This is a genomic window from Halomonas sp. C22 (assembly GCF_007655045.1).
In the GTDB taxonomy this organism is placed as follows: Bacteria; Pseudomonadota; Gammaproteobacteria; order Pseudomonadales; family Halomonadaceae; genus Vreelandella; species Vreelandella hamiltonii.
In genome coordinates, this window is the sequence record NZ_VBVC01000002.1 from 26,884 (window position 1) to 45,370 (window position 18,487).

At 62.9% G+C, this 18,487-nt stretch carries 19 protein-coding genes; 10 read left to right on the forward strand and 9 right to left on the reverse strand.

Annotated features, from left to right (window positions below):
* Nucleotides 1–44: 44 nt before the first annotated feature.
* The 6 genes from FEU76_RS03365 to FEU76_RS03390 form a co-directional block, all read right to left on the reverse strand.
* On the reverse strand, nucleotides 45–1,358 hold the full coding sequence (locus tag FEU76_RS03365) for a TRAP transporter large permease (RefSeq protein ID WP_039180426.1): 1,314 nt from the start codon (nucleotides 1,356–1,358) through the stop codon (nucleotides 45–47).
* A complete protein-coding gene (locus FEU76_RS03370; RefSeq protein ID WP_096922125.1) occupies nucleotides 1,358–1,864 on the reverse strand; it encodes a TRAP transporter small permease in 507 nt (168 codons plus the stop codon). The genes FEU76_RS03365 and FEU76_RS03370 overlap by 1 nt, the downstream gene beginning before the upstream one ends.
* 73 nt (nucleotides 1,865–1,937) lie before the next feature.
* On the reverse strand, nucleotides 1,938–2,936 hold the full coding sequence (gene dctP, locus FEU76_RS03375; RefSeq protein ID WP_144980369.1) for a TRAP transporter substrate-binding protein DctP: 999 nt from the start codon (nucleotides 2,934–2,936) through the stop codon (nucleotides 1,938–1,940).
* A gap of 150 nt (nucleotides 2,937–3,086) precedes the next feature.
* Nucleotides 3,087–3,725, reverse strand: a complete 639-nt coding sequence (leuD, locus tag FEU76_RS03380; RefSeq protein WP_144980372.1) for a 3-isopropylmalate dehydratase small subunit — start codon at nucleotides 3,723–3,725, stop codon at nucleotides 3,087–3,089.
* A complete protein-coding gene (gene leuC, locus FEU76_RS03385; RefSeq protein ID WP_144980375.1) occupies nucleotides 3,722–5,155 on the reverse strand; it encodes a 3-isopropylmalate dehydratase large subunit in 1,434 nt (477 codons plus the stop codon). Before leuC ends, leuD begins: the two co-directional genes overlap by 4 nt.
* A 153-nt stretch (nucleotides 5,156–5,308) precedes the next feature.
* On the reverse strand, nucleotides 5,309–6,112 hold the full coding sequence (locus FEU76_RS03390; protein WP_039180436.1) for a GntR family transcriptional regulator: 804 nt from the start codon (nucleotides 6,110–6,112) through the stop codon (nucleotides 5,309–5,311).
* 147 nt (nucleotides 6,113–6,259) lie between these two features.
* On the opposite strand from FEU76_RS03390, the gene FEU76_RS03395 reads away from it, so the two are divergent.
* From FEU76_RS03395 to FEU76_RS03420, 6 genes are all read left to right on the forward strand, one after another.
* Nucleotides 6,260–6,679 carry a nuclear transport factor 2 family protein gene (locus FEU76_RS03395; protein WP_016914976.1) on the forward strand — a complete coding sequence of 140 codons (420 nt, stop codon included), beginning with the start codon at nucleotides 6,260–6,262 and terminating at the stop codon, nucleotides 6,677–6,679.
* On the forward strand, nucleotides 6,676–7,593 hold the full coding sequence (locus FEU76_RS03400; protein ID WP_144980378.1) for an isocitrate lyase/PEP mutase family protein: 918 nt from the start codon (nucleotides 6,676–6,678) through the stop codon (nucleotides 7,591–7,593). The genes FEU76_RS03395 and FEU76_RS03400 overlap by 4 nt, the downstream gene beginning before the upstream one ends.
* A gap of 68 nt (nucleotides 7,594–7,661) precedes the next feature.
* The gene (locus FEU76_RS03405; RefSeq protein WP_039180438.1) at nucleotides 7,662–8,327 is read left to right on the forward strand and encodes an isochorismatase family protein; all 666 of its coding nucleotides are present in this window, start codon (nucleotides 7,662–7,664) and stop codon (nucleotides 8,325–8,327) included.
* 15 nt (nucleotides 8,328–8,342) lie between these two features.
* Complete coding sequence (locus FEU76_RS03410; RefSeq protein WP_039180439.1) at nucleotides 8,343–9,296, forward strand: polysaccharide deacetylase family protein; 954 nt, start codon at nucleotides 8,343–8,345, stop codon at nucleotides 9,294–9,296.
* 4 nt (nucleotides 9,297–9,300) lie between these two features.
* Nucleotides 9,301–10,248 (forward strand): polysaccharide deacetylase family protein, encoded by a 948-nt coding sequence (locus FEU76_RS03415; protein WP_227407039.1) that lies wholly within the window; start codon nucleotides 9,301–9,303, stop codon nucleotides 10,246–10,248.
* Nucleotides 10,248–11,669: an FAD-dependent oxidoreductase gene (locus FEU76_RS03420; protein ID WP_144980381.1), complete on the forward strand. Its 1,422-nt coding sequence runs from the start codon at nucleotides 10,248–10,250 to the stop codon at nucleotides 11,667–11,669. Before FEU76_RS03415 ends, FEU76_RS03420 begins: the two co-directional genes overlap by 1 nt.
* 43 nt (nucleotides 11,670–11,712) lie before the next feature.
* Here FEU76_RS03420 and FEU76_RS03425 read toward each other — a convergent pair whose 3' ends face one another.
* Genes FEU76_RS03425 through FEU76_RS03435 form a run of 3 tightly spaced genes read right to left on the reverse strand, consistent with a single transcriptional unit; the run spans nucleotide 11,713 to nucleotide 13,558 of the window.
* Nucleotides 11,713–11,931, reverse strand: a complete 219-nt coding sequence (locus FEU76_RS03425; protein ID WP_039180446.1) for a DUF1653 domain-containing protein — start codon at nucleotides 11,929–11,931, stop codon at nucleotides 11,713–11,715.
* Nucleotides 11,928–12,776, reverse strand: a complete 849-nt coding sequence (gene tcdA / locus FEU76_RS03430; RefSeq protein ID WP_144980384.1) for a tRNA cyclic N6-threonylcarbamoyladenosine(37) synthase TcdA — start codon at nucleotides 12,774–12,776, stop codon at nucleotides 11,928–11,930. The genes FEU76_RS03425 and tcdA overlap by 4 nt, the downstream gene beginning before the upstream one ends.
* Nucleotides 12,777–12,784: 8 nt before the next feature.
* Complete coding sequence (locus tag FEU76_RS03435) at nucleotides 12,785–13,558, reverse strand: pseudouridine synthase (RefSeq protein WP_016914986.1); 774 nt, start codon at nucleotides 13,556–13,558, stop codon at nucleotides 12,785–12,787.
* 167 nt (nucleotides 13,559–13,725) lie between these two features.
* On the opposite strand from FEU76_RS03435, the gene FEU76_RS03440 reads away from it, so the two are divergent.
* Genes FEU76_RS03440 through FEU76_RS03455 form a run of 4 tightly spaced genes read left to right on the forward strand, consistent with a single transcriptional unit; the run spans nucleotide 13,726 to nucleotide 18,474 of the window.
* Nucleotides 13,726–15,261: an ABC transporter substrate-binding protein gene (locus FEU76_RS03440; RefSeq protein WP_186299085.1), complete on the forward strand. Its 1,536-nt coding sequence runs from the start codon at nucleotides 13,726–13,728 to the stop codon at nucleotides 15,259–15,261.
* Nucleotides 15,262–15,281: 20 nt separating this feature from the next.
* On the forward strand, nucleotides 15,282–16,217 hold the full coding sequence (locus FEU76_RS03445) for an ABC transporter permease (protein ID WP_096922117.1): 936 nt from the start codon (nucleotides 15,282–15,284) through the stop codon (nucleotides 16,215–16,217).
* On the forward strand, nucleotides 16,214–17,056 hold the full coding sequence (locus FEU76_RS03450; RefSeq protein WP_186299086.1) for an ABC transporter permease: 843 nt from the start codon (nucleotides 16,214–16,216) through the stop codon (nucleotides 17,054–17,056). The genes FEU76_RS03445 and FEU76_RS03450 overlap by 4 nt, the downstream gene beginning before the upstream one ends.
* A complete protein-coding gene (locus FEU76_RS03455) occupies nucleotides 17,053–18,474 on the forward strand; it encodes an ABC transporter ATP-binding protein (protein WP_144980390.1) in 1,422 nt (473 codons plus the stop codon). The genes FEU76_RS03450 and FEU76_RS03455 overlap by 4 nt, the downstream gene beginning before the upstream one ends.
* Nucleotides 18,475–18,487 lie beyond the last annotated feature (13 nt).

Below are 18,487 nucleotides of genomic sequence, written 5' to 3' on the forward strand. Positions count from 1 at the left end.
AGCTGCCTCTCTTTTGCGATGTTCCTACGCCCCCCTAATATCGTTCACTGCAACATGCTGGGTAGCCAGGTCGCCAGCCCCGGAAACACGATCAGCACGGCAACCAGCAGCATCGAACAGAGAATATAAGGGATTGCCGCCGAGTAGATTTCACGCATGGTCGTCCCCGCTGGCGCCACGCCTTTCATCACGAACAGCAACAGCCCAAGCGGCGGTGTCGAGAAGCTGATCTCCAGCGCCAGCAGCACCACGATACCAAACCATATCAGGTCGAATCCCAGCGCCTGCGCCAACGGGAAGAAAATCGGCACGGTCAGCATCATGATGGAAATCTGCTCCATGAAGGTACCCAGCACCAGCAGTACGGCAAACATGGCCAGCAGCATGAAGAGCGGCGACAGATCAAAGCTGGTGGCCCAGCCAATCAAGCCGCCTGACGCTCCGGAAAAGCCCAGCAGCTGGCTGAACGTGGCAGAGCCGAACACGATCAGATAAGCCATCAGCGTCACTTTCAGCGCCCCCGTGACCGAGAGTTTGAAAGACTCCCAGGTCATGCAGCGGAAAATGAACGCCAGAATGATGACGCCCAGGGCCCCGAAGGCAGCCGCCTCGGAGGGCGTGGCAAAGCCCATCAACATCATGCCCACGATGATAATCATGACGCTCAGCATGGGCAGGATATCGGTCACGATCAGCTTGAGCTTGGCCCTCAACGGCACGGGCTCCAGCTCATAGGCAGGCGCTGCCTGCGGATCCAGCCGGGTCTGGATGAAGATGGTCACGATATAAAAACCCGCCAACGTCAGGCCAGGCAGAATACCGGCAATCAGCAGTGCGCCAATATCCACTTTTGCCAGCGTCGCCAGCAGCACCGCCAGTGCTGACGGAGGAATGATGATCGCCAGACCGCCGGTTCCAAGAATGGGGCCAATGGCCATCTTCTTCTTGTAGCCTCGGCGTTCCATCTCGGGCACCAGCAACGACCCCATCAATGCCGTAGAGCCCATGGAAGAGCCGCTTAACGTGGAGAAAGCCGTGCCACCTACCACGGTGACGTAGGACAAGCGCCCCGGCACCTTGCCCAGCAGCTGATCGACCGCGTTGAACATTTTCATGCCCAGCCCGGTGCGAAAGAAGAGTTCACCCATCAGCAGAAACAGCGGGATGGGCACCAGGTTGAAGCTTGAAAGCGCGCCAAAGCCATTGTTCAGCATCTGCATGATGCCTGCCTGCCCGCCCATGAAGTGCCAGGCCCCAATCACGTTGGCTGCCAGGAAGGCCAGTGCAATCGGCGTACCGATCGCCATGAAGATGAGGATCAGCGACAGTAGAAAAGCGAGCGCAAAGTACCATTCCATTATTCTTTAATCCCCGCTTCGCCGCTGTGAAGGAGTTCATGGCCCACCACAAAGCGAGCAAACTCGATGGCCATCAGCGTAAAGCTGATGGGAAATACGATGGTCAATAGCCATTTGGGAACGAAGAACGCGCGTACGTCATAGTCGCTGCGTTCGATATTCAGCATCACCAGATCCAGCCCTTTCCACGCCAGCACGGCACACACCACCACACACAGCAGCGAGACACCCCGGCTGAGAATATTCAGCGCGGGCAGCGGCAGCAGGGAGGTCAACAGCTCGATGTGCACATGCCCTTTCTGTCGCACCAGCCAGGGCGCGCCCAGCAGGGTGAGATAGAACATGGCGTACTCGGTGGAGAGAAAGAACCACGCCGAAGGTTGCAGACCCAAATTACGAATCACGACCGAGAGCACCACGGCCACCATCAGCCATACCAGCATGATGGCTGCCAGTAGCGCCATGCCGTTGAGCAGCAGCAAATAGCCACGTTGTGCGTAACGCATAGGAAGTCCTGGAAGTCGCCTGGAAACCGGTGGGCGCTGCCCAAGCAGGGCAGCGCCCACCGGGGTCGCTTACTTATAAGTCGTTGAACTTCTCAAGCAGCGCGTCGTAGTGCTCCAGCCCCATGGGGTGGCGCTCCATTTGGCGACGCATACGTTCCCAAGTGGCTTCACGGGCGGCTTCGGCATAACGCTCGCCGGCCTCACCCTCCAGGGTGATCACCTGCATGCCATCGGCCTCCAGAGCAGCCTGCTGCTCTTCGGAAAGGGCTGCCAGCTTCTCGGCGCTGTCACGCTCGTGCTCGATGGCCACTTCCTGAAGGATTTCCTGGGCCTCGGGGCTGAGCTGATTCCACTTGTCGAGGTTGACGATCACGCCCATGTCCGTGGAAAAGAACGCGGGATCTACCCGGTAGTTGAGGAAGCGATCCCAGTTGAGGTCTTTCAGGCCGATTTGCGTCCAGCCGGTGGCATTGACCACGCTACGCTCGAGGGCCGCGTAAACATCGGTGGTCGGCAAGCTGATGGGCTGGGCGCCCAGATAGCCCTGGAAGAACGCATCATAGACAGGGTTGCTGCGCAGGCGCAGCCCCGAGACACTGAGGTTGCCCTCTGCATCGATGGTAGGCTCGTTGATGGTGTAGAGGTTGTAGCTCACGCCACTATCGAACCAGCCCAGATAATAGGTGCCCATCTTCGCTTGATGGATCTCGTTGAGCAGATCGATACCGCCATTTTCACGGGCAAAGATAGCGTTGGTATTGGACGCCACCATGGCATCACGCTCAGGCACCGTGCCTGCATAGAAGCTGGCGGCGGTGTAGGCCATGTCCACCACGCCGTTGCGCACCGCGTCGGGTTGCTCGGAAAGACCGATGACCTCAGGGCCGCCGCGCACGTTGATCTGCACCACGCCCTCACCGCGCTCGTTGACCTTGTCGACGAACTCCAGAAAGCTCTGGGTGTAGATCAGCGAAGGAGGAAAAGCATGGACGGCGGTGATTTGATCCACCGCCAAGGCATGGGTAGACGCCAACGCCGTGAGCATGCCCAACGTAAGGGTTACTTTTTTCATGTGTGTCTCCTGCACAAGGTGATCTTTTGTAGCGGTTATTGTGTTGATCTACTGCCTAAAACCATTGTTGCAAGCGTGCGTCGTGTTGTTATCGGTCCATCATGTTCGGCGCGGGGTGGCTGCTCTGACGGCCGCTTGGCCCGGGCCGCTTTATCCTTTGCTGATGATCGCGGCACTGGGCGGCACGGGCGCCACCCATGGAAACTGCTGTTCGTAGTGCGCGGCGAAAGTATCGATCTCTTCAAGATGCTGCCGGGTCATATCGATATCGTCCCAACCGTTCAGCAGCTTGGTGCGCCACACGGCCGAGACGCTAAAGGATACGCACAGCTCGCCGACGCGAATATGCTGCGCTTCCAGGTCCACCACGATAGGCGCAGGGGCCTCGGACAGCGCCTGCAGCAGCTGTTCTGCGGCCTCCTCCGTCACCACGGCGGGCAGCAAGCCATTGTTGACGGCGTTGGAGGCGAAGATATCGCCAAAGCTCGGCGCCACGATGCAGCGGAAGCCATCGTCCACCAGCGCATAGACTGCCGCCTCGCGGGAAGAGCCAGCGCCAAAGTTGCGTCTACTGACCATGACTTCCGCCTGGCTCGCCATGGGATGATTGAGCATGACGTTCGGCACCCGCTGGCCCTGTTCGTCATGGCGCACGTCATGCAGCAGAAACTGCCCGTACCCCACGCTGCGTGGCTCCTTCATGAAGCGGGCAGGAATCAGCTGGTCGGTATCGACGTTCGCGGCGGGTAACGCCACCCCCAGAGTGTCCAGGATGGTGATGGGTTTCATGACGGCTCTCCCGAGGCGCGGGGTGAGGAGGAAGCGAGCTGGCGCACGTCGGTCAGCCGCCCGTTGATGGCCGCGGCGGCCACCATGGCGGGCGACATCAAATGGGTACGCGCTCCCGGGCCTTGGCGCCCTTTGAAGTTACGGTTGGTGGTGGATGCACAGCGCTCGCCGCTGGCCACCAGGTCCCCGTTCATGCCCACACACATGGAACAGCCGGAGTGGCGCCACTCCAGTCCTGCGGCCTTGAAAACACGGTCAAGCCCCTCGGCTTCGGCCTGGGCTTTTACCAGGGTCGAGCCCGGAGACACCATGCCCGGCACGCGGCTTTCATGGCCTGCCAGCACGGCGGCGGCGGCACGCAAGTCTTCGATCCGGGCATTGGTGCAGGAACCGATGAAGACGCGGTCGATGGTGATATCAGTAAGCTTTTGCCCTGCCGTCAATCCCATGTAGGCCAGGCTCTCCCGGGCCTGGCGCGCTTTGGCGGGGTCATCCAATTGCGCAGGATCGGGCACGTGCTGATCAATGGGCAACGCTTCTTCAGGCGAGACGCCCCAGGTCACCGTGGGGGCAATTTCGTCGGCATTCAGCACCACTTCCAGATCGAACGCCGCATCAGGGTCGCTGCATAGCGTCGCCCAGTGCGCACAGGCCTGCTCGAAAGCCTCACCCTTCGGGCACCAGGGGCGTCCACGCAAGTAGTCGAACGTCGTTTGATCCGGGGCGATCATGCCGCAGCGCCCGCCCCCTTCGATGGAGAGGTTGCATAGCGTCAGCCGCGCTTCCATGGAGAGCGCCCGAATCGCCTCGCCCGCATACTCGAGGGCATAGCCGCGAGCACCGTCGGCCCCCAGCTTGGCAATCCAGGTCAGGGCGATATCCTTGGCAGTGATACCTGCCGCCAGTTGGCCATCCACCGTAATACGCATCACTTTGGGCTTGCTCTGCCACAGGGTTTGGGTGGCCAGCACATGGGCCACTTCTGACGCGCCAATCCCGAAAGCAATACTGCCGAACGCCCCGTGGGTGGCGGTATGGCTGTCGCCGCACACCATCACCATACCGGGCTGAGTAAGCCCCTGCTCGGGGCCCAATACATGCACGATCCCCTGGCGAGGGTCCTCCAGGCCAAACAGCGTCACCCCGTGCTGTCGCGTGTTATGGCTGAGCTGCTCGATCATCGAGCGCACCTTGGCGTCTGCCACGTCGGCAAGGTCGCGTGCCTGGGTGGGCACATAGTGGTCGGCAATACCAAAGGTCAGGTCTGGTCGGGCGACGGGTAGCTGCCTTTCGCTCAACTTGTTGAAGGCGTGGAACGACCCTTCATGGACAAAGTGACGATCTACCCACAGCAGGCTTTGGCCGCTTTCGCTGCGATGCACTTCGTGGGTTTGCCATACCTTGTCGAATAGGGTCTTGGGGGAACTCATTGTCGTCACTCGCGGCCTCAGTGCGCCTTGCCAGGCTTGTCATTGTTACCCCAATACAACTAGCGCAGTTATCCAGCACAGGTCAAATGTATTTTTTAAAATTTTAAATCTGTATTAAATTTAATACATTAAAAGCAGAGCAAAAATGCCTACTTACCCCTCGCCCTGGGTGGGCCCGCCGCCCACACGGGGCTCCCAGTACCGCGCATCGCCATTGCCGTTGCGCTCCAGATCGATCTGAAAACGATAGCGATCAGGCCGATACAGCGCCTCCAGATGCTCCACTCCTCGCCCCTGCTCATCGAACACCACGCGGGTCAGGGAGATCAGCGGCGAGCCCACGGTGACATCCAGCGCCTGGGCCACGTCATGGCTCGCCAGGGTGGCCGAAATGGATTGCGACGCGTGGTCCACCTTCACGCCGCTGCGCTCCAGCAGCACGAACAGCGGCGTATTGGCCAGATCCATCTCGTTGTAGTGCAGCGCGATGGCTTCCGGCACGTGGGTAATCAGATGCGAAAACGGCTTGCCATCGACCATCCGCACCCGCACCGAACGCTGCACCTTGCCGCCCTTGGCCATGCCCAGCCGCTCGCGAATCATCTCCGGGGGCGGAATGTAGGCAAACTCCAGCAGGCGCACCTGGGACGCCTGGCTCATCTTGACCATGTTGGGCATCAGGTTGGAGACGCTGGCCGTCATCACCGTGGCATCCAGCGGCTGCTCCAGCACCACGGTTCCCACCCCCGCCCTGCGATCGACCAGCCCGGCAGACTGCAGCGCCTCCATGGCGCGCCGAACGGTCACGCGGGAAACGCCGTGCTGCTCGGCCAGCTTGTTTTCGCCCGGCAGCTTGCTGTCGGCGGGCAGCCTGCCGCTGAGAATGGCATCTTTCAGCAGCAGGTATATCCGGTGCGATTTAGTCCCACCCACCGCCGAGGACTGTGCATCACTCATTCACGCCCCTCCAGGGTATGCTTCAAAAAATATTCACATCGGGCTTGACGCGAGAACAACAATAGACATAAAAATGTATTAAATATAATACATATAAAACACCGTATCAGCATACCGCATTTGCCATATCAACAAGAGTAATGCGCCGTGAAGAATACGCAATGCCTCGATGTTCACCCCCATGACGTGCAGCAGGTGCTGACGTTTCTGGACGCCATGGAAGCACGCGATCTACCGCTTGCCCAGCGCTGTCTGGCCGAGCATGTCGTCATGCAGTTTCCGGGAGCGCCCGCCATGCATCATCTCGACGACGTGGTGGCGTGGGCCCGACACCGTTATCGCCGCGTCAGTAAAACCTTTCATGCCGTGAACCACTGTTTGACACCTCGCCAAAGCATCGTCGTGTGCCACGGCGAGCTGGCCGTCGAGTGGTTGGACGGCAGCACCAGCGCCAGCGTGCGCTTCATTGACCGCTTCGAATTAACCGATGGACTGATTACCCGCCAGGATGTCTGGAATGACCTGGCGCTGGCGCAACCCGCCCCCCACATGACGAGACCGCTATGACACGCCAACACAATATTTCCCATCAGGCTTCCTCTCCCCTGGCGCACCAGCCAGCCCAACTGAAGCAGCACTTGAACGACAGCAGGATCGTCGTGGCCCCCGGCGTCTTCGATGCCCTCGGCGCATCGCTTGCCGAGCAAGCAGGCTTCGACACCGTCTACCTGTCGGGTGCCAGCCTGGCCTACACCCAGCTGGGCCGCCCAGACATTGGCCTGCTCAGCATTACCGAAATTTGCACCGCCATGTCGCACATTCGCGAGCGCACGCAGCTTTCGGTGGTGGTGGACTGCGATACCGGCTTCGGCAACGCCATGAACGTCATGCGCAGCGTACGTTTGCTGGAGCGCGCAGGCGCCAATGCCATTCAGCTGGAAGACCAGACCTATCCTAAACGCTGCGGCCACCTGCGTGGCAAAACGCTGGTCTCCAAAGGTGAAATGGTCGGCAAATTGCATGCCGCATTGGACGCTCGGGAAAGCGACAGTACGCTGATCATCGGCCGCACCGACGCACTGGGTGTCGAAGGCACCGACAGCGCCATCGAGCGCGCCCAGGCCTACTATGAAGCGGGCGTCGATATGCTGTTCATCGAAGGCATTCGCAGCGACGAAGATATCGGCAAGATCATGGCACAGTTCAAAGGCAAGGTGCCCATCATGGCCAACATGGTGGAAGGCGGCGACACCCCGCTGAAAAATGCCAAAGCCCTGGAAGCGCTGGGCTTTTCGATGGTGATTTTCCCAGGCGCCCTGGTCCGGGCCATCACCCACATGGCCAGCCGCTTTTTTGCCACGCTGAAAGAGGATGGCACCACCGATGCGTTTCGCGGGCAGATGCTCGATTTCAAACAGCTCAACGACTACCTGGGCACCCAGGCGATGCTCGAGCTGGGCGAACAGTACGACAATCGCTAGCGCTCGTTCATCGGTACGTTGCGATTAGTGACCCGTGCCGCCAACCAATAACGATTCAGGAGACGATGATGCAGACCACCGACAAAACGGCAAAAGAGATCTTTCACGAGGTCATGGCCAACCCGCAGCGAGTGCCCTTCGGCTTTGGCAAGAAAGCGGTGCTGGTCAATGTGGACCCGCAAAAGGCCTACACCCGCACCGACCTCTTCAAGACCGCCTACGAAACCGACCCCAAACAGCTGGAGTATACGAACCAGTTGGCGCGTGGCTTTCGGGAGAAGGGCTGGCCGGTGGTCTGGACCCATGTTGCCTTTCTGGACTCCGCCGAAGATGCAGGCGTGTGGGGCACCCGTACCGACACCCCCGACTCGCTGCAAAACATCAAGTACGGCTCCGAGCGCGCCGAGTTCGACGAGCGCTGCGAGATCGACCGCAGCCGCGACGTAATCTACACCAAGCGCATGCCCTCGGCATTTTTTGAAACGCCGCTGCAGTCACTGCTGGTATGGCACCAGGTCGACACGGTGATCATCACCGGTGGCTCCACGTCGGGCTGCATCCGCGCCACTGCCGTGGAGAGCCTGTCCCGCGGCTACCGCACCATCGTGCCCATGGAGTGCGTGGCCGACAAGCACGAGAGCTACCACTACGCCAACCTGACCGACCTGCACCTCAAGTACGCCGATGTCATGCCCGTGGCTGACGTGCTGGCGTGGCTCGAGGGCGATGCATAAGGCGAGGAGCCCACGATGAAAGAGTCACTTGGCGTTTACGACTACTGGGCCTACGACCAGCGCCCGAAAATCACCTGGCCCGGCGGCGCAAAGGTAGCCTTCTGGGTGGCCCCCAATATCGAGTATTACGAGATCGACCCGCCGCAGAACCCGAGCCGCAAACCGTGGCCGCACCCCCACCCGTCGGTGCCCGGCTACAGCATTCGCGACTATGGCAACCGGGTGGGCCACCAACGCCAAATGGCCCTGCTGGACAAGTACGGCATCCGCGGCTCGGTATCGCTATCCACGGCACTCTGCGAGCATCATCCCGAAATCATCCAGATGTGCCAGGAGCGCGACTGGGAGTTCTTCAGCCACGGCATCTACAACACCCGCTACACCTATGGGCTGAGCGAAGCCCAGGAGCGGGCGATGATCCGCGACAGCATGGAGACCATCCATCGCCACACCGGCCAGGCCTGCGCCGGGTATCTGGCGCCTGCGCTCTCCCATTCGGAGCGCACCCTGGACCTGTTTGCCGAAGTGGGCGAGGAGCTATTCGGCGAGCAAGGCGGTGTTTACACCTGCGACCTGTTCCACGATGACCAACCCACGCCGGTCAGCGTGCGTTCCGGCAAGCGGTTCATCTCGATGCCCTACTCGCTGGAGATGAACGACACCATCGTCTACGCGGTGAACAAGGTCGAGCCGCGCCAGTACGCCACTATGCTCAAGCGCCACTTTGACCGCCTGTACCTGGAGGGCGCAGAGTCCGGCACGGTGATGTGCATTCCCACCCACAACTATCAGGTGAGCTGCCCCCACCGCATCAAGGCATTCGAAGAAGCGCTGGAGTACATCACCGGTCACCCGGATGTGTGGGTCGCCACGGGCCGCGAGATTGCCGATTACTACCTGGCCCACCATTACGATGCCGCCCTCGACAGCATCCAGGCCCAGGCCGCCACCGCACGCAGGGAGGGCTAACCCCATGGCATCCAACGACATGGCGCTCAACGACGACTATCTCGATTACCCCTTGCGCCGCCACGGCTACGACCACGACCGCTATGCATGGTCGATGCTGGGCGAGCGCGCCCCCGTTACCTGGCCCGGCGGCAAGACATTGGCGGTGTGGATCAACATATCGCTGCAGTTCTACCCGCTCGACCAGCGCGGCGTACCGTTCAAGGTACCCAACGGCATGACCATGCCCTACCCGGACCTGCGCCACTTCTCGCTGCGGGATTACGGCAACCGCGTGGGCATCTATCGTGTGCTGAAAGCGCTGGCCGCGCACGACATCACACCGACCTTTGCGATCAACGCCCAGCTTGCCGAGCAGACGCCCTATCTGGTGCAGCGCTTGAAAGAGCACGGCGGCGAGTTCATTGCCCACGGCTGGAACATGGATCACCTGCACTACGGCGGCCAGCCCATTGAAGAAGAGGCCGAGCTGGTCAAGCGCTCCGTAGACACCCTGCGGCGGGTGACCGGCCAACCGGTACGCGGCTGGCTCAGCCCCGCCAAGCACCAGAGCTTCAACACCCTGGACCTGCTGGCAGAAAATGGCCTCGAGTACTGCGCCGACTGGGTGAACGACGACCTGCCTTATGCCTGTGCCACCCACACCGGCCACTTGACCATGATGCCACTGGCCACCGAGATCGAAGATCAGTTCGTGATGAGCCAGAACCTGCACTCGGAAGACTCATGGGCGACGCAGGTAAAGGACGCCTTCGACTTCCTGCTGGAAGAGTCCCGCGAACAGGGTGGGCGGCTGTTTGCGCTGAACCTGCACCCCTGGCTGGTGGGCCAGCCTCACCGCATCGCCTGCCTGGAAGAGGTGCTGGCACACATCAGCGGGCATGCCGACGTATGGCAGGCCCCGGCGGGCGAGATTCTGGATGCCTTCCACCAAGCTGCGGAGCAAGCGTAATGGCGATACTTCCTTATTCACCCGGTGGTTTCGATGCCCACCTGCCGCTGCTGATCATCGGTGCGGGTGCCTGCGGGCTAGTGGCCGCCCTGGCAGCACAGGAAGCGGGTATCGAGCTTGCGGTGCTAGAGCGCGATGCCCTGCCCCGTGGCAGCACGGCGATGTCGTCGGGCTTTATTCCTGCCGCCAATACGCGCTTTCAGCATGAGCTGGGCGTCACCGACTCCGCCGAGGCCATGGCAGAAGATATTCAAAAGAAGAATGGCTTCGAGGCGGACCCGGCCATCGTCGACCTGCTGGCCAGCCAGTCCGGCCCCACCATCGAGTGGCTGGCAGACCGGCACGGTGTGCCTTTCGAACTGGTGGAAGGCTTTCTCTACCCTGGCCACCGCCACCTGCGCATGCACGCCACGCCTCGGCGCACCGGGGAAGAGTTGATGGGCGCGCTGCTCAACGCCGCCGAAGCCGCAGGCATCGACATCCTGACCCAGGCCCGAGTAGTGGATCTGCACGTGGACAGCTCACAGCGCGTGCGCGGCGTCACCTTGGAGCGCCCAGACGGCAGCCGCGAAAGCATTGGTTGCGACGCGCTGATTCTGGCCTGCAACGGCTATGGCGGTAACCCTGAGCTGGTCGAGCGCTACCTGCCCACGCTGAAACACGCACTCTATTACGGCCACGAAGGCAACCAGGGCGATGCCTTGCTATGGGGCCAGGCAATGGGCGCGAGCACCAAGGATCTGGGCGCCTGCCAGGGCCATGGCTCCCTCGCCACGCCGCACCAAACGCTGATCAGCTGGGCGCTGATGATGCAAGGGGGTATTCAGGTCAATATCAAGGGCGAGCGCTTTTCCAATGAGCATGGCGGCTACTCCGAACAGGCGGCCAAGGTGCTGGCGCAGCCGGAGCAAGTGGCCTGGAACCTGTATGATGCGCGCATTCATGAGTCTGCGCAGGCGTTCGAAGATTATCGTAATGCCGAGGAGAGCGGCGCGGTACGCAGTTTCTCAAACCTGGAAGAGATGGCCACGGGCCTGAAGCTCCCCCTGGGCGCACTGCAAGCCACCTTCACCCAGATGCAGCAGCATGCCGAGCAGCAAACGGCCGATGCATTTGGCCGCCGCTTCGAACCCGCCAACCTGCTGAAAGCCCCCTACTACGCCATTCGCGTCACTGGGGCGCTGTTCCATACCCAAGGCGGCCTGGAAGTGAACCGCAAGGCCCGCGTGCTCGATACCCAGGGCCAGGCACTGCCCAACCTGTTTGCCGCAGGCGGCGCGGCGCGCGGGGTGTCGGGCTCCAACGACAGCGGCTATCTTTCCGGCAACGGGCTGTTGAGCGCCGTGGTGCTGGGCGCGGTAGCAGGCAAAAGCGCCGCCGAGTTGCTGCACTTGAAGCTCAGCTCCGCCGCGCTTCCTTGACCTACCTCACCTGCACACCACTCGCTGGCCGGGTGGTGTGTCCTTAAAACGCCTTCTCCAACGCAAAGCGCGGCTGGGTGTGGCCCTCTTTGGTGACGCTTTCGGTAAACATCGCCAGCGGGCGCACCCAAAGGCCGTAGTCGCCGTAGAGGGCGCGGTAGACCACCAGCGGTTCTTCGCTTTCGCTGTGCTGGGCGGTGCCCATTACTTCGTAAAGGTTGCCTTTGTAGTGGCGGTAAATGCCAGGGGTCGGGGTGGTCATTCGCTTTCCTTTTCGGTTGTGTGTGTGGCGGCGGGCTGCTGCGCTTTTTTGGCCAGCCGCTCCAGCACTTTGGAGGCAGCCACGAAGCCAAAGGTGCCGGTGAGAAAGGTCGCCGCGCCAAAGCCGGAAGCGCAGTCCAGCCGTGTGGCATCGCCGCTGCCGGGCTTTTGCAGGCACACTTCGCCGTCGGCGCCGGGGTAGATCAGCTGCTCGTCGGAGTAGACGCACTCCACCGAGAAACGCCGCTTGGGGTTACGGGAGAAGCCGTAGTCGCGGCGCAGCCGGGAGCGCACTTTGGAAAGCAGCGGGTCGTGCTCGGTGCGGGTCAAATCCGCCACTTGAATGCGCGTGGGGTCGGTTTGCCCGCCTGCCGCACCGGTGACGGTAATCGGGATCTTGCGCCGCTTGCACCAGGCAATCAGCGCGGCCTTGGCGATGACGCTGTCGATGGCATCCACCACGTGGTCGGCATCGTCGGGAATGCGCTCGGCCAGATTGGTGGGCGTGACGAAGGCGGTATCCGCCACGATCTCGGTCTCGGGGGCTATCAGGCGGCAGCGCTGGGCCAACACGTCTACTTTGGGCTGACCAATCGTGCCATCCAGCGCGTGAAGCTGGCGGTTGACGTTGGAGACGCAAACGTCGTCCAGATCGATCAGCGTGAGCTTGCCGATGCCTGAGCGGGCCAGGGCTTCCACCGTCCAGCTACCCACACCACCGACCCCGACGACCACCACGTGGGCACGGCGAAATGCCTGCGCCGCACGCTGGCCGTAAAGGCGCCGAATACCGCCAAAGCGGAAATCATAATCGCTGGAAGAGGGCGTAGATTCATTCAATGACATGGGCTGACTCACAGGGCTTGCAGGACAGAAGGCTTGGCAATGGGTGGCGTTCGCACGCTATCCAGGGGTAAATGCCCCTGCCAGCCAAACTGCTCGAACAGGTGCTTCATGGTGTCGTCCACGGCACAGCCAAGCTGAATGCGCTTATCCAGCAGCGGATGATCGAAGGCCAGGTAAGTCGCTGCCAGCAGCAGGCGTGGCGCTGCCAGCTGTTCGGCAAAAAAACGGTTGTGGACACTCTTGCCGTGCTTGGCGTCGCCGATGATCGGGTAGCCGCGACGGGACAAGTGGCGGCGTATCTGGTGCCGTCGCCCGGTCAGGGGGCGCGCCTCCACCAGCGAGTAACGCGCCACCGGGTAGCGGTCTACCTGCACGGGTAGCTCGACGCTGTCCAGGCGGCGAATGTCGGTCATCGCGGGCATGGCGGGCATTTCCGCCTTGGGTCGGGTGCCGTCCTCCTCCCTGAGCGGGTAGTCCAGCCGCTCCTGCTCAGGTGCCTTGCCGCGCACCACGGCCAGGTAACGCTTCTCCACCTGGCGTTCGCTGAACGCCTCGGCCAGCAGCGCCGCCGCTTCCGACGAGAGTCCCAGCACCATGACCCCAGAGGTGGGGCGGTCCAGCCGATGCACGGGATATACCCGCTTGCCCAACTGGTCGCGCAGGCGCTGGAGCAGAAATTCGGTTTCTCCCCGCGCCAGGGCGGAGCGGTGCACCAGCAGCCCGGAAGGCTTATGCACGGCAACGAGATGCTCATCCTGATAGAGGATGTTGAGTGGCGGCATGGAATTCCCTACTAACGGCATGAAACGACGACCCGGGTGGCGATATGCCCGGCGGGCTATTGTCGCGGCTACAGAGGTGAATGTCATCCGTTGCACAGACGAGAATGACTTTCATACCTAACCTGATATGTTATAAAATAACTCTTTTATTCCATCAGGAGTTTCTTATGAAGCACGCCTTTGCTGCGGGAGTCACCCTCCTACTGGCTTTACCCGTAACGCCTGCTGCATGGGCGAACGAACAGCGCCTGGATATCGTCGCCCCGTGGGAAATCAAAGGGCCAGACCCGGCCATCTCGGGCTATGTATTTGGCCGCATGCGCGTGGCCGAGACCCTGGTGGACACCGACTCGAACGGGCAGCTTGCCCCAGGACTCGCCAGCGCCTGGGAGGTCTCCGAAGACGGCCTGACATGGCGTTTCACGCTGCGGGAGGGAGCCACCTTTCATGACGGCAGCGCCGTGACCGCCGAGGCAGCGCTCCACAGCCTGGAAGTCGCCCGTGCCAAACCGGGCATACTCGACAGCGCCCCGATTCAGCAGATGCGGGCCGACCAGGGTGCCGTGGTCATCGAGCTGGAAAGCCCCTTCTCGCCCCTGCCGGCCCTGTTGGCACACTCCACCGCGCTGATTCTTGCCGATGCGGCGTTTGCCGATAATGGCGACGTCGTGGCGATGATCGGTAGCGGCCCTTATCAGGTGGAGGCGCTCTCGCCACCGCAGCGCATGACCGTCACGCGGTTCGAGGATTACTGGGGAGAGCCCGCCAACATTGCCAGCGCCAGCTACCTGGCCGTTAGCCGAGGCGAAACCCGCGCCCTGATGGCCGAAAGCGGTGACGCCGATATCGTGTACACCCTGGACCCCGCCAGCCAGGCACGCCTGGCGCGTCACGCACGGCTAGCGCTGCACGCCGAGCCGCTGCCACGCACCATCATGCTGAAACTGAATGCAGGCCATGCGCTGCTGGAAGATGCGCGCGCTCGTCAGGCGCTGAGCATGGCCATCGACCGGCAGGGCATTGCGGCGGGCCTGCTGCGCACCCCGGAAGCCGCGGCCGCCGAACTCTTCCCGGATAGCCTTGGCCCCTGGCACCTGGGGCTTGACCCTGCGGATGCCCAGGATATCGAGGCCGCCAAGGCGCTGCTGGCCGAACTGGGCTGGGAAGCAGGGCGTGATGGCATGCTGGAGCGCGATGGCCAGCCGTTTGCCTTGACCCTGCGCACCTATGCGGATCGCCCCGAGCTTCCGGTCGTGGCCACTGCCCTGCAGGATCAGTGGCGCGATATTGGTGTCGCGCTGGAAGTCGCCGTGGGTAACGCCAGCGAGATCCCTTCCGGCCACCACGACAACAGCCTGGAAGTCGGCCTGGTAGGCCGCAACTACGGTCTGGTGCCCAACCCACTGGGCTCGCTGATGGACGATATCGGCAGTGACGCCAACTCGATGGGCGGCGACTGGGGCACCATGAACTGGCGTGACGAAGAGGTGGCTCAGTGGCTGGACGCGCTGCGTCAAGCCACCGACGAGCAAACCCTCGATGACCTGGCACCGCTGGTCGCAGAGCGCCTTCACCAGCAGATGCCGCTGATTCCCGTGGCCTGGTATCAACAAACCGCAGCGGTCAACAGCGCCCTGGAAGGGTTCTCCATCGATCCGCTGGAGCGCAGTTACCGCATCGACCAAATGGGGTGGGCAGAGTGATATCACGCTGGAACCATGGATTGGGCCGACTACTGTGGTCGCGGCTGTTGCAGGCAGGGCTGGTGGCCTGGCTGGTGGGCACGCTGACGTTCATCATTACCCGCACCCTGCCAGGCGATATGGCCTACCGCATTGCTGCCGGTCGCTATGGGCATGACATGGTGGATGGCGCCGCCGCCGAGGCCGTGCGGGCCGAGCTGGCGCTGGACCAGTCGGGCCTGGGCGCCTACCTGGGCTGGCTATGGGATCTCGTCCAGTTCGACCTGGGCCGCTCGCTGGTGAGCGGGCGGCCGGTGCTGGAAGAGCTTTCCCACCAGTTGGGCCACTCCTTGAGCCTGGCCGTGGTGGCGGTGTTGCTCTCGCTGCTGATTGGGCCCCCGCTGGGGCTGGCGGCCGGGCGCCGCCCCGGCGGCCTGCTGGATCGCACCAGCGAAGTCGCCGCCAGCGTGTTGCGCGCGCTGCCCGCCTTTGCCGTCGGGCTACTGCTGATCATGCTGTTTGCCGTCACCCTGGGCTGGCTGCCGGTGGCAGGCCACGGTGGGCCGATGCATACCGTGCTACCGGCCCTGACGCTGGCGCTGGGCCTGGCGGCGGTCTCCAGCCGCGTGGCTCGCAACGCCATGGCCGAGGTTTCCCAGTCGGCCTACTACGCCTTTTCTCATACCAAGGGCCTTGGGCCACGGCGCAGCTTCCTGCGCCACGGTCTGCGCAACGCATCGGTGCCCGTGGTGGCCTATCTGGGCGTCCAGTTCGTCTACCTGATCGAAGGTGTCGTGGTGGTCGAAACCCTGTTCGCCTGGCCCGGCATCGGCCACGCCCTGGTGCACGCCATCGTGGCCCGAGACGTGCCGATGATTCAGGGCACGGCGCTGGTCATGGGCCTGCTGTTCGTGCTGCTGAATACGGCGGTGGATATCGCCTGCCACCTACTCGACCCAAGGAGACGCCAAGCATGATGGGCACTACCTCGTCACGGCTATCTGCCTCCCGCCCCCTGCATGGCCATACGACACTGCTATCGGCGCGCCAATGGTGGGGCGCGGGCCTGCTGGCCCTGCTGCTCGCCTTTGCCTGGCTGGTGCCCTGGCTGGTCGACGCAGACCCCGCCCGCCAGCAGCTCAGCCGCATCCTGCAGGCACCCTCGCTGGCCGAGCCCTTCGGTACCGACCACCTTGGCCGCAGCATGCTGGCGCGTATGGCGGCAGCCATTCGGCTCTCATTGGGCATGGCACTGCTCAGCGTAGCCACCGCCGCCATTCCCGGCGTACTGCTGGGCGTCGTGGCGGGCTGGCGGGGCGGCTGGACCGACCGCCTGCTGGGTAGCGTTGCCGATGCCTGCCTGGCGCTGCCGGGCCTGTTGCTGGTGCTGCTGCTGGCCGCCATCGCCCCCGGCAACTTCTGGACCCTCTATGTGGGGATCTCGCTGGTGCTGTGGATCGAGTATTTCCGGGTAGTACGAGCGCGCACCCAAGCGCTGGTCACTTCGCCACAGATCGAAGCCAGCCGACTGCTGGGCTTTGGCCCGGTGATGCTGTTTCGTCGCCACTTATGGCCGGAGCTGGCGCCCCAGGTGTTTACGCTGGCCGCCTTCGGTGCCGCCAGCGCGATTCTCGCCATGGCCGCGCTGGGCTTTGTCAGCGTTGGCCTGCGGCCGCCCACGGCGGAACTGGGCTTGATGATGATCGAGCTGTTGCCCTACTACCACGAAGCCCCCTGGGCCATGGTGCAGCCGATTTTCGTGCTGTTCGTGGTGGTCTTGAGCTTGAACCTGCTGGCAGGGAAGGACCCACGATGACCTCCATGACGCTCACCACTCAACTGCTGGATGTCAGTGATCTGGAGATCACTGGCGATGGCGTCACCATCGCCCCGATCAGCTTTCGCCTGGCCGCTGGCCAGCGCCTGACCCTGCTGGGGGAAACCGGTTCGGGCAAGAGCCTGATTGCCCAGGCCATCATGGGCACGCTGCCGCCGGGGCTGGCGGCGCAAGGTTCGCTGGAAATTGCCGGTGTGACTTACCCTGCCAACGCCCCGCAAAGCCGGCAGGCGCTGTGGGGCCGCACTCTGGCGCTGCTGCCCCAGGAGCCCTGGAACGCGCTGGACCCCACCATGCGCGCCCTGCCACAAGTGGCAGAAACCCATCGTTTCGTCGCTGGCAAAACAGCAGCAGACGCCCAAGCCGCCGCCAAGGCCGAGTTGAGCCGCCTGGGTCTTGCCCATGCGCTGCATAAACTCCCGGGGGAGCTTTCCGGCGGCATGGCCCAGCGGGTGGCCTTCGCGGCCGCCAGCGCTGCGGGTGCTGCCATGGTGATTGCCGATGAGCCCACCAAAGGGCTGGATGCCCCGCGCCGGGATGAAGTGGTCGAATTACTGGCCAGCACCCCCGAGCGTGGCGGCGCCCTGCTGACCATCACGCACGATATCGAAGTCGCCCGGCGACTGGGGGGCGAAGTGATCATTCTGCGCAAGGGGCAGGTGGTCGAACGCGGCCCTGCCGAGGTGCTGCTGAACCACCCGAATACCGAGTATGCCCAACGCCTGCTGGCCGCCGAACCCAGCCGCTGGCCCGATCCCCCCGTGTTTCGTGGCCACGCCGAGGCCCCCGTGGTCAGCGCCCAGGGGCTTGCCATGACGCGCGGCGGTCGAGAGCTCTTCTCCCAGCTGGAGGTCAGCCTGCGCCCCGGCGAAATCGTCGGCGCGGTGGGCCCTTCCGGCTGCGGAAAGAGCACGCTGGGCGATATTCTGCTGGGCGTCACGCGGCCCAACCAGGGGCGCGTCGACTACCATCAAAGTATTCCCGTACTGGGCCGCCAGAAGCTCTACCAAGACCCTCCGGCCGCCTTTTCGCCACACTGGACACTGGCGCAGCTGCTGGCCGACCTACAGCGGCGTCACCGCTTCGACCCGGCACGGGTAGCACCGCTGCTGCAGCGCCTGGGGCTCGACGACCACCTGCTGGCCCGACGGCCGGGGGAGATTTCCGGCGGCGAACTGCAGCGCTTCGCGATGCTGCGCGTGCTGCTGCTCGAGCCGCGCTTCCTGTTCGCCGACGAACCCACGTCCAGGCTCGACCCCGTCACTCAGCAGCACACCCTCAGCCTGCTCATCGAGCTGGCCCGGGAACAGGGCTGTGCGGTGATGCTGGTCAGCCATGACCCGGCCTTGATCGAGAAAGTGTGTGATCGTCAGATGGCCCTGACGTTGGCGGGTTAGCCCTTCGCCAACT

Excerpts from the sequence above, each read along its gene's own strand:
- tcdA (WP_144980384.1), bottom strand. The coding sequence starts at position 12,776 with ATGTCATTGAATGAATCTACGCCCTCTTCCAGCGATTATGATTTCCGC.
- FEU76_RS03405 (WP_039180438.1), top strand. The coding sequence starts at position 7,662 with ATGCAGACCACCGACAAAACGGCAAAAGAGATCTTTCACGAGGTCATG.
- FEU76_RS03415 (WP_227407039.1), top strand. The coding sequence starts at position 9,301 with ATGGCATCCAACGACATGGCGCTCAACGACGACTATCTCGATTACCCC.
- FEU76_RS03365 (WP_039180426.1), bottom strand. The coding sequence starts at position 1,358 with ATGGAATGGTACTTTGCGCTCGCTTTTCTACTGTCGCTGATCCTCATC.
- FEU76_RS03455 (WP_144980390.1), top strand. The coding sequence starts at position 17,053 with ATGACCTCCATGACGCTCACCACTCAACTGCTGGATGTCAGTGATCTG.
- FEU76_RS03450 (WP_186299086.1), top strand. The coding sequence starts at position 16,214 with ATGATGGGCACTACCTCGTCACGGCTATCTGCCTCCCGCCCCCTGCAT.
- FEU76_RS03425 (WP_039180446.1), bottom strand. The coding sequence starts at position 11,931 with ATGACCACCCCGACCCCTGGCATTTACCGCCACTACAAAGGCAACCTT.
- leuC (WP_144980375.1), bottom strand. The coding sequence starts at position 5,155 with ATGAGTTCCCCCAAGACCCTATTCGACAAGGTATGGCAAACCCACGAA.
- FEU76_RS03410 (WP_039180439.1), top strand. The coding sequence starts at position 8,343 with ATGAAAGAGTCACTTGGCGTTTACGACTACTGGGCCTACGACCAGCGC.
- FEU76_RS03440 (WP_186299085.1), top strand. The coding sequence starts at position 13,726 with ATGAAGCACGCCTTTGCTGCGGGAGTCACCCTCCTACTGGCTTTACCC.
- FEU76_RS03370 (WP_096922125.1), bottom strand. The coding sequence starts at position 1,864 with ATGCGTTACGCACAACGTGGCTATTTGCTGCTGCTCAACGGCATGGCG.
- FEU76_RS03435 (WP_016914986.1), bottom strand. The coding sequence starts at position 13,558 with ATGCCGCCACTCAACATCCTCTATCAGGATGAGCATCTCGTTGCCGTG.
- FEU76_RS03420 (WP_144980381.1), top strand. The coding sequence starts at position 10,248 with ATGGCGATACTTCCTTATTCACCCGGTGGTTTCGATGCCCACCTGCCG.
- leuD (WP_144980372.1), bottom strand. The coding sequence starts at position 3,725 with ATGAAACCCATCACCATCCTGGACACTCTGGGGGTGGCGTTACCCGCC.
- dctP (WP_144980369.1), bottom strand. The coding sequence starts at position 2,936 with ATGAAAAAAGTAACCCTTACGTTGGGCATGCTCACGGCGTTGGCGTCT.
- FEU76_RS03390 (WP_039180436.1), bottom strand. The coding sequence starts at position 6,112 with ATGAGTGATGCACAGTCCTCGGCGGTGGGTGGGACTAAATCGCACCGG.
- FEU76_RS03400 (WP_144980378.1), top strand. The coding sequence starts at position 6,676 with ATGACACGCCAACACAATATTTCCCATCAGGCTTCCTCTCCCCTGGCG.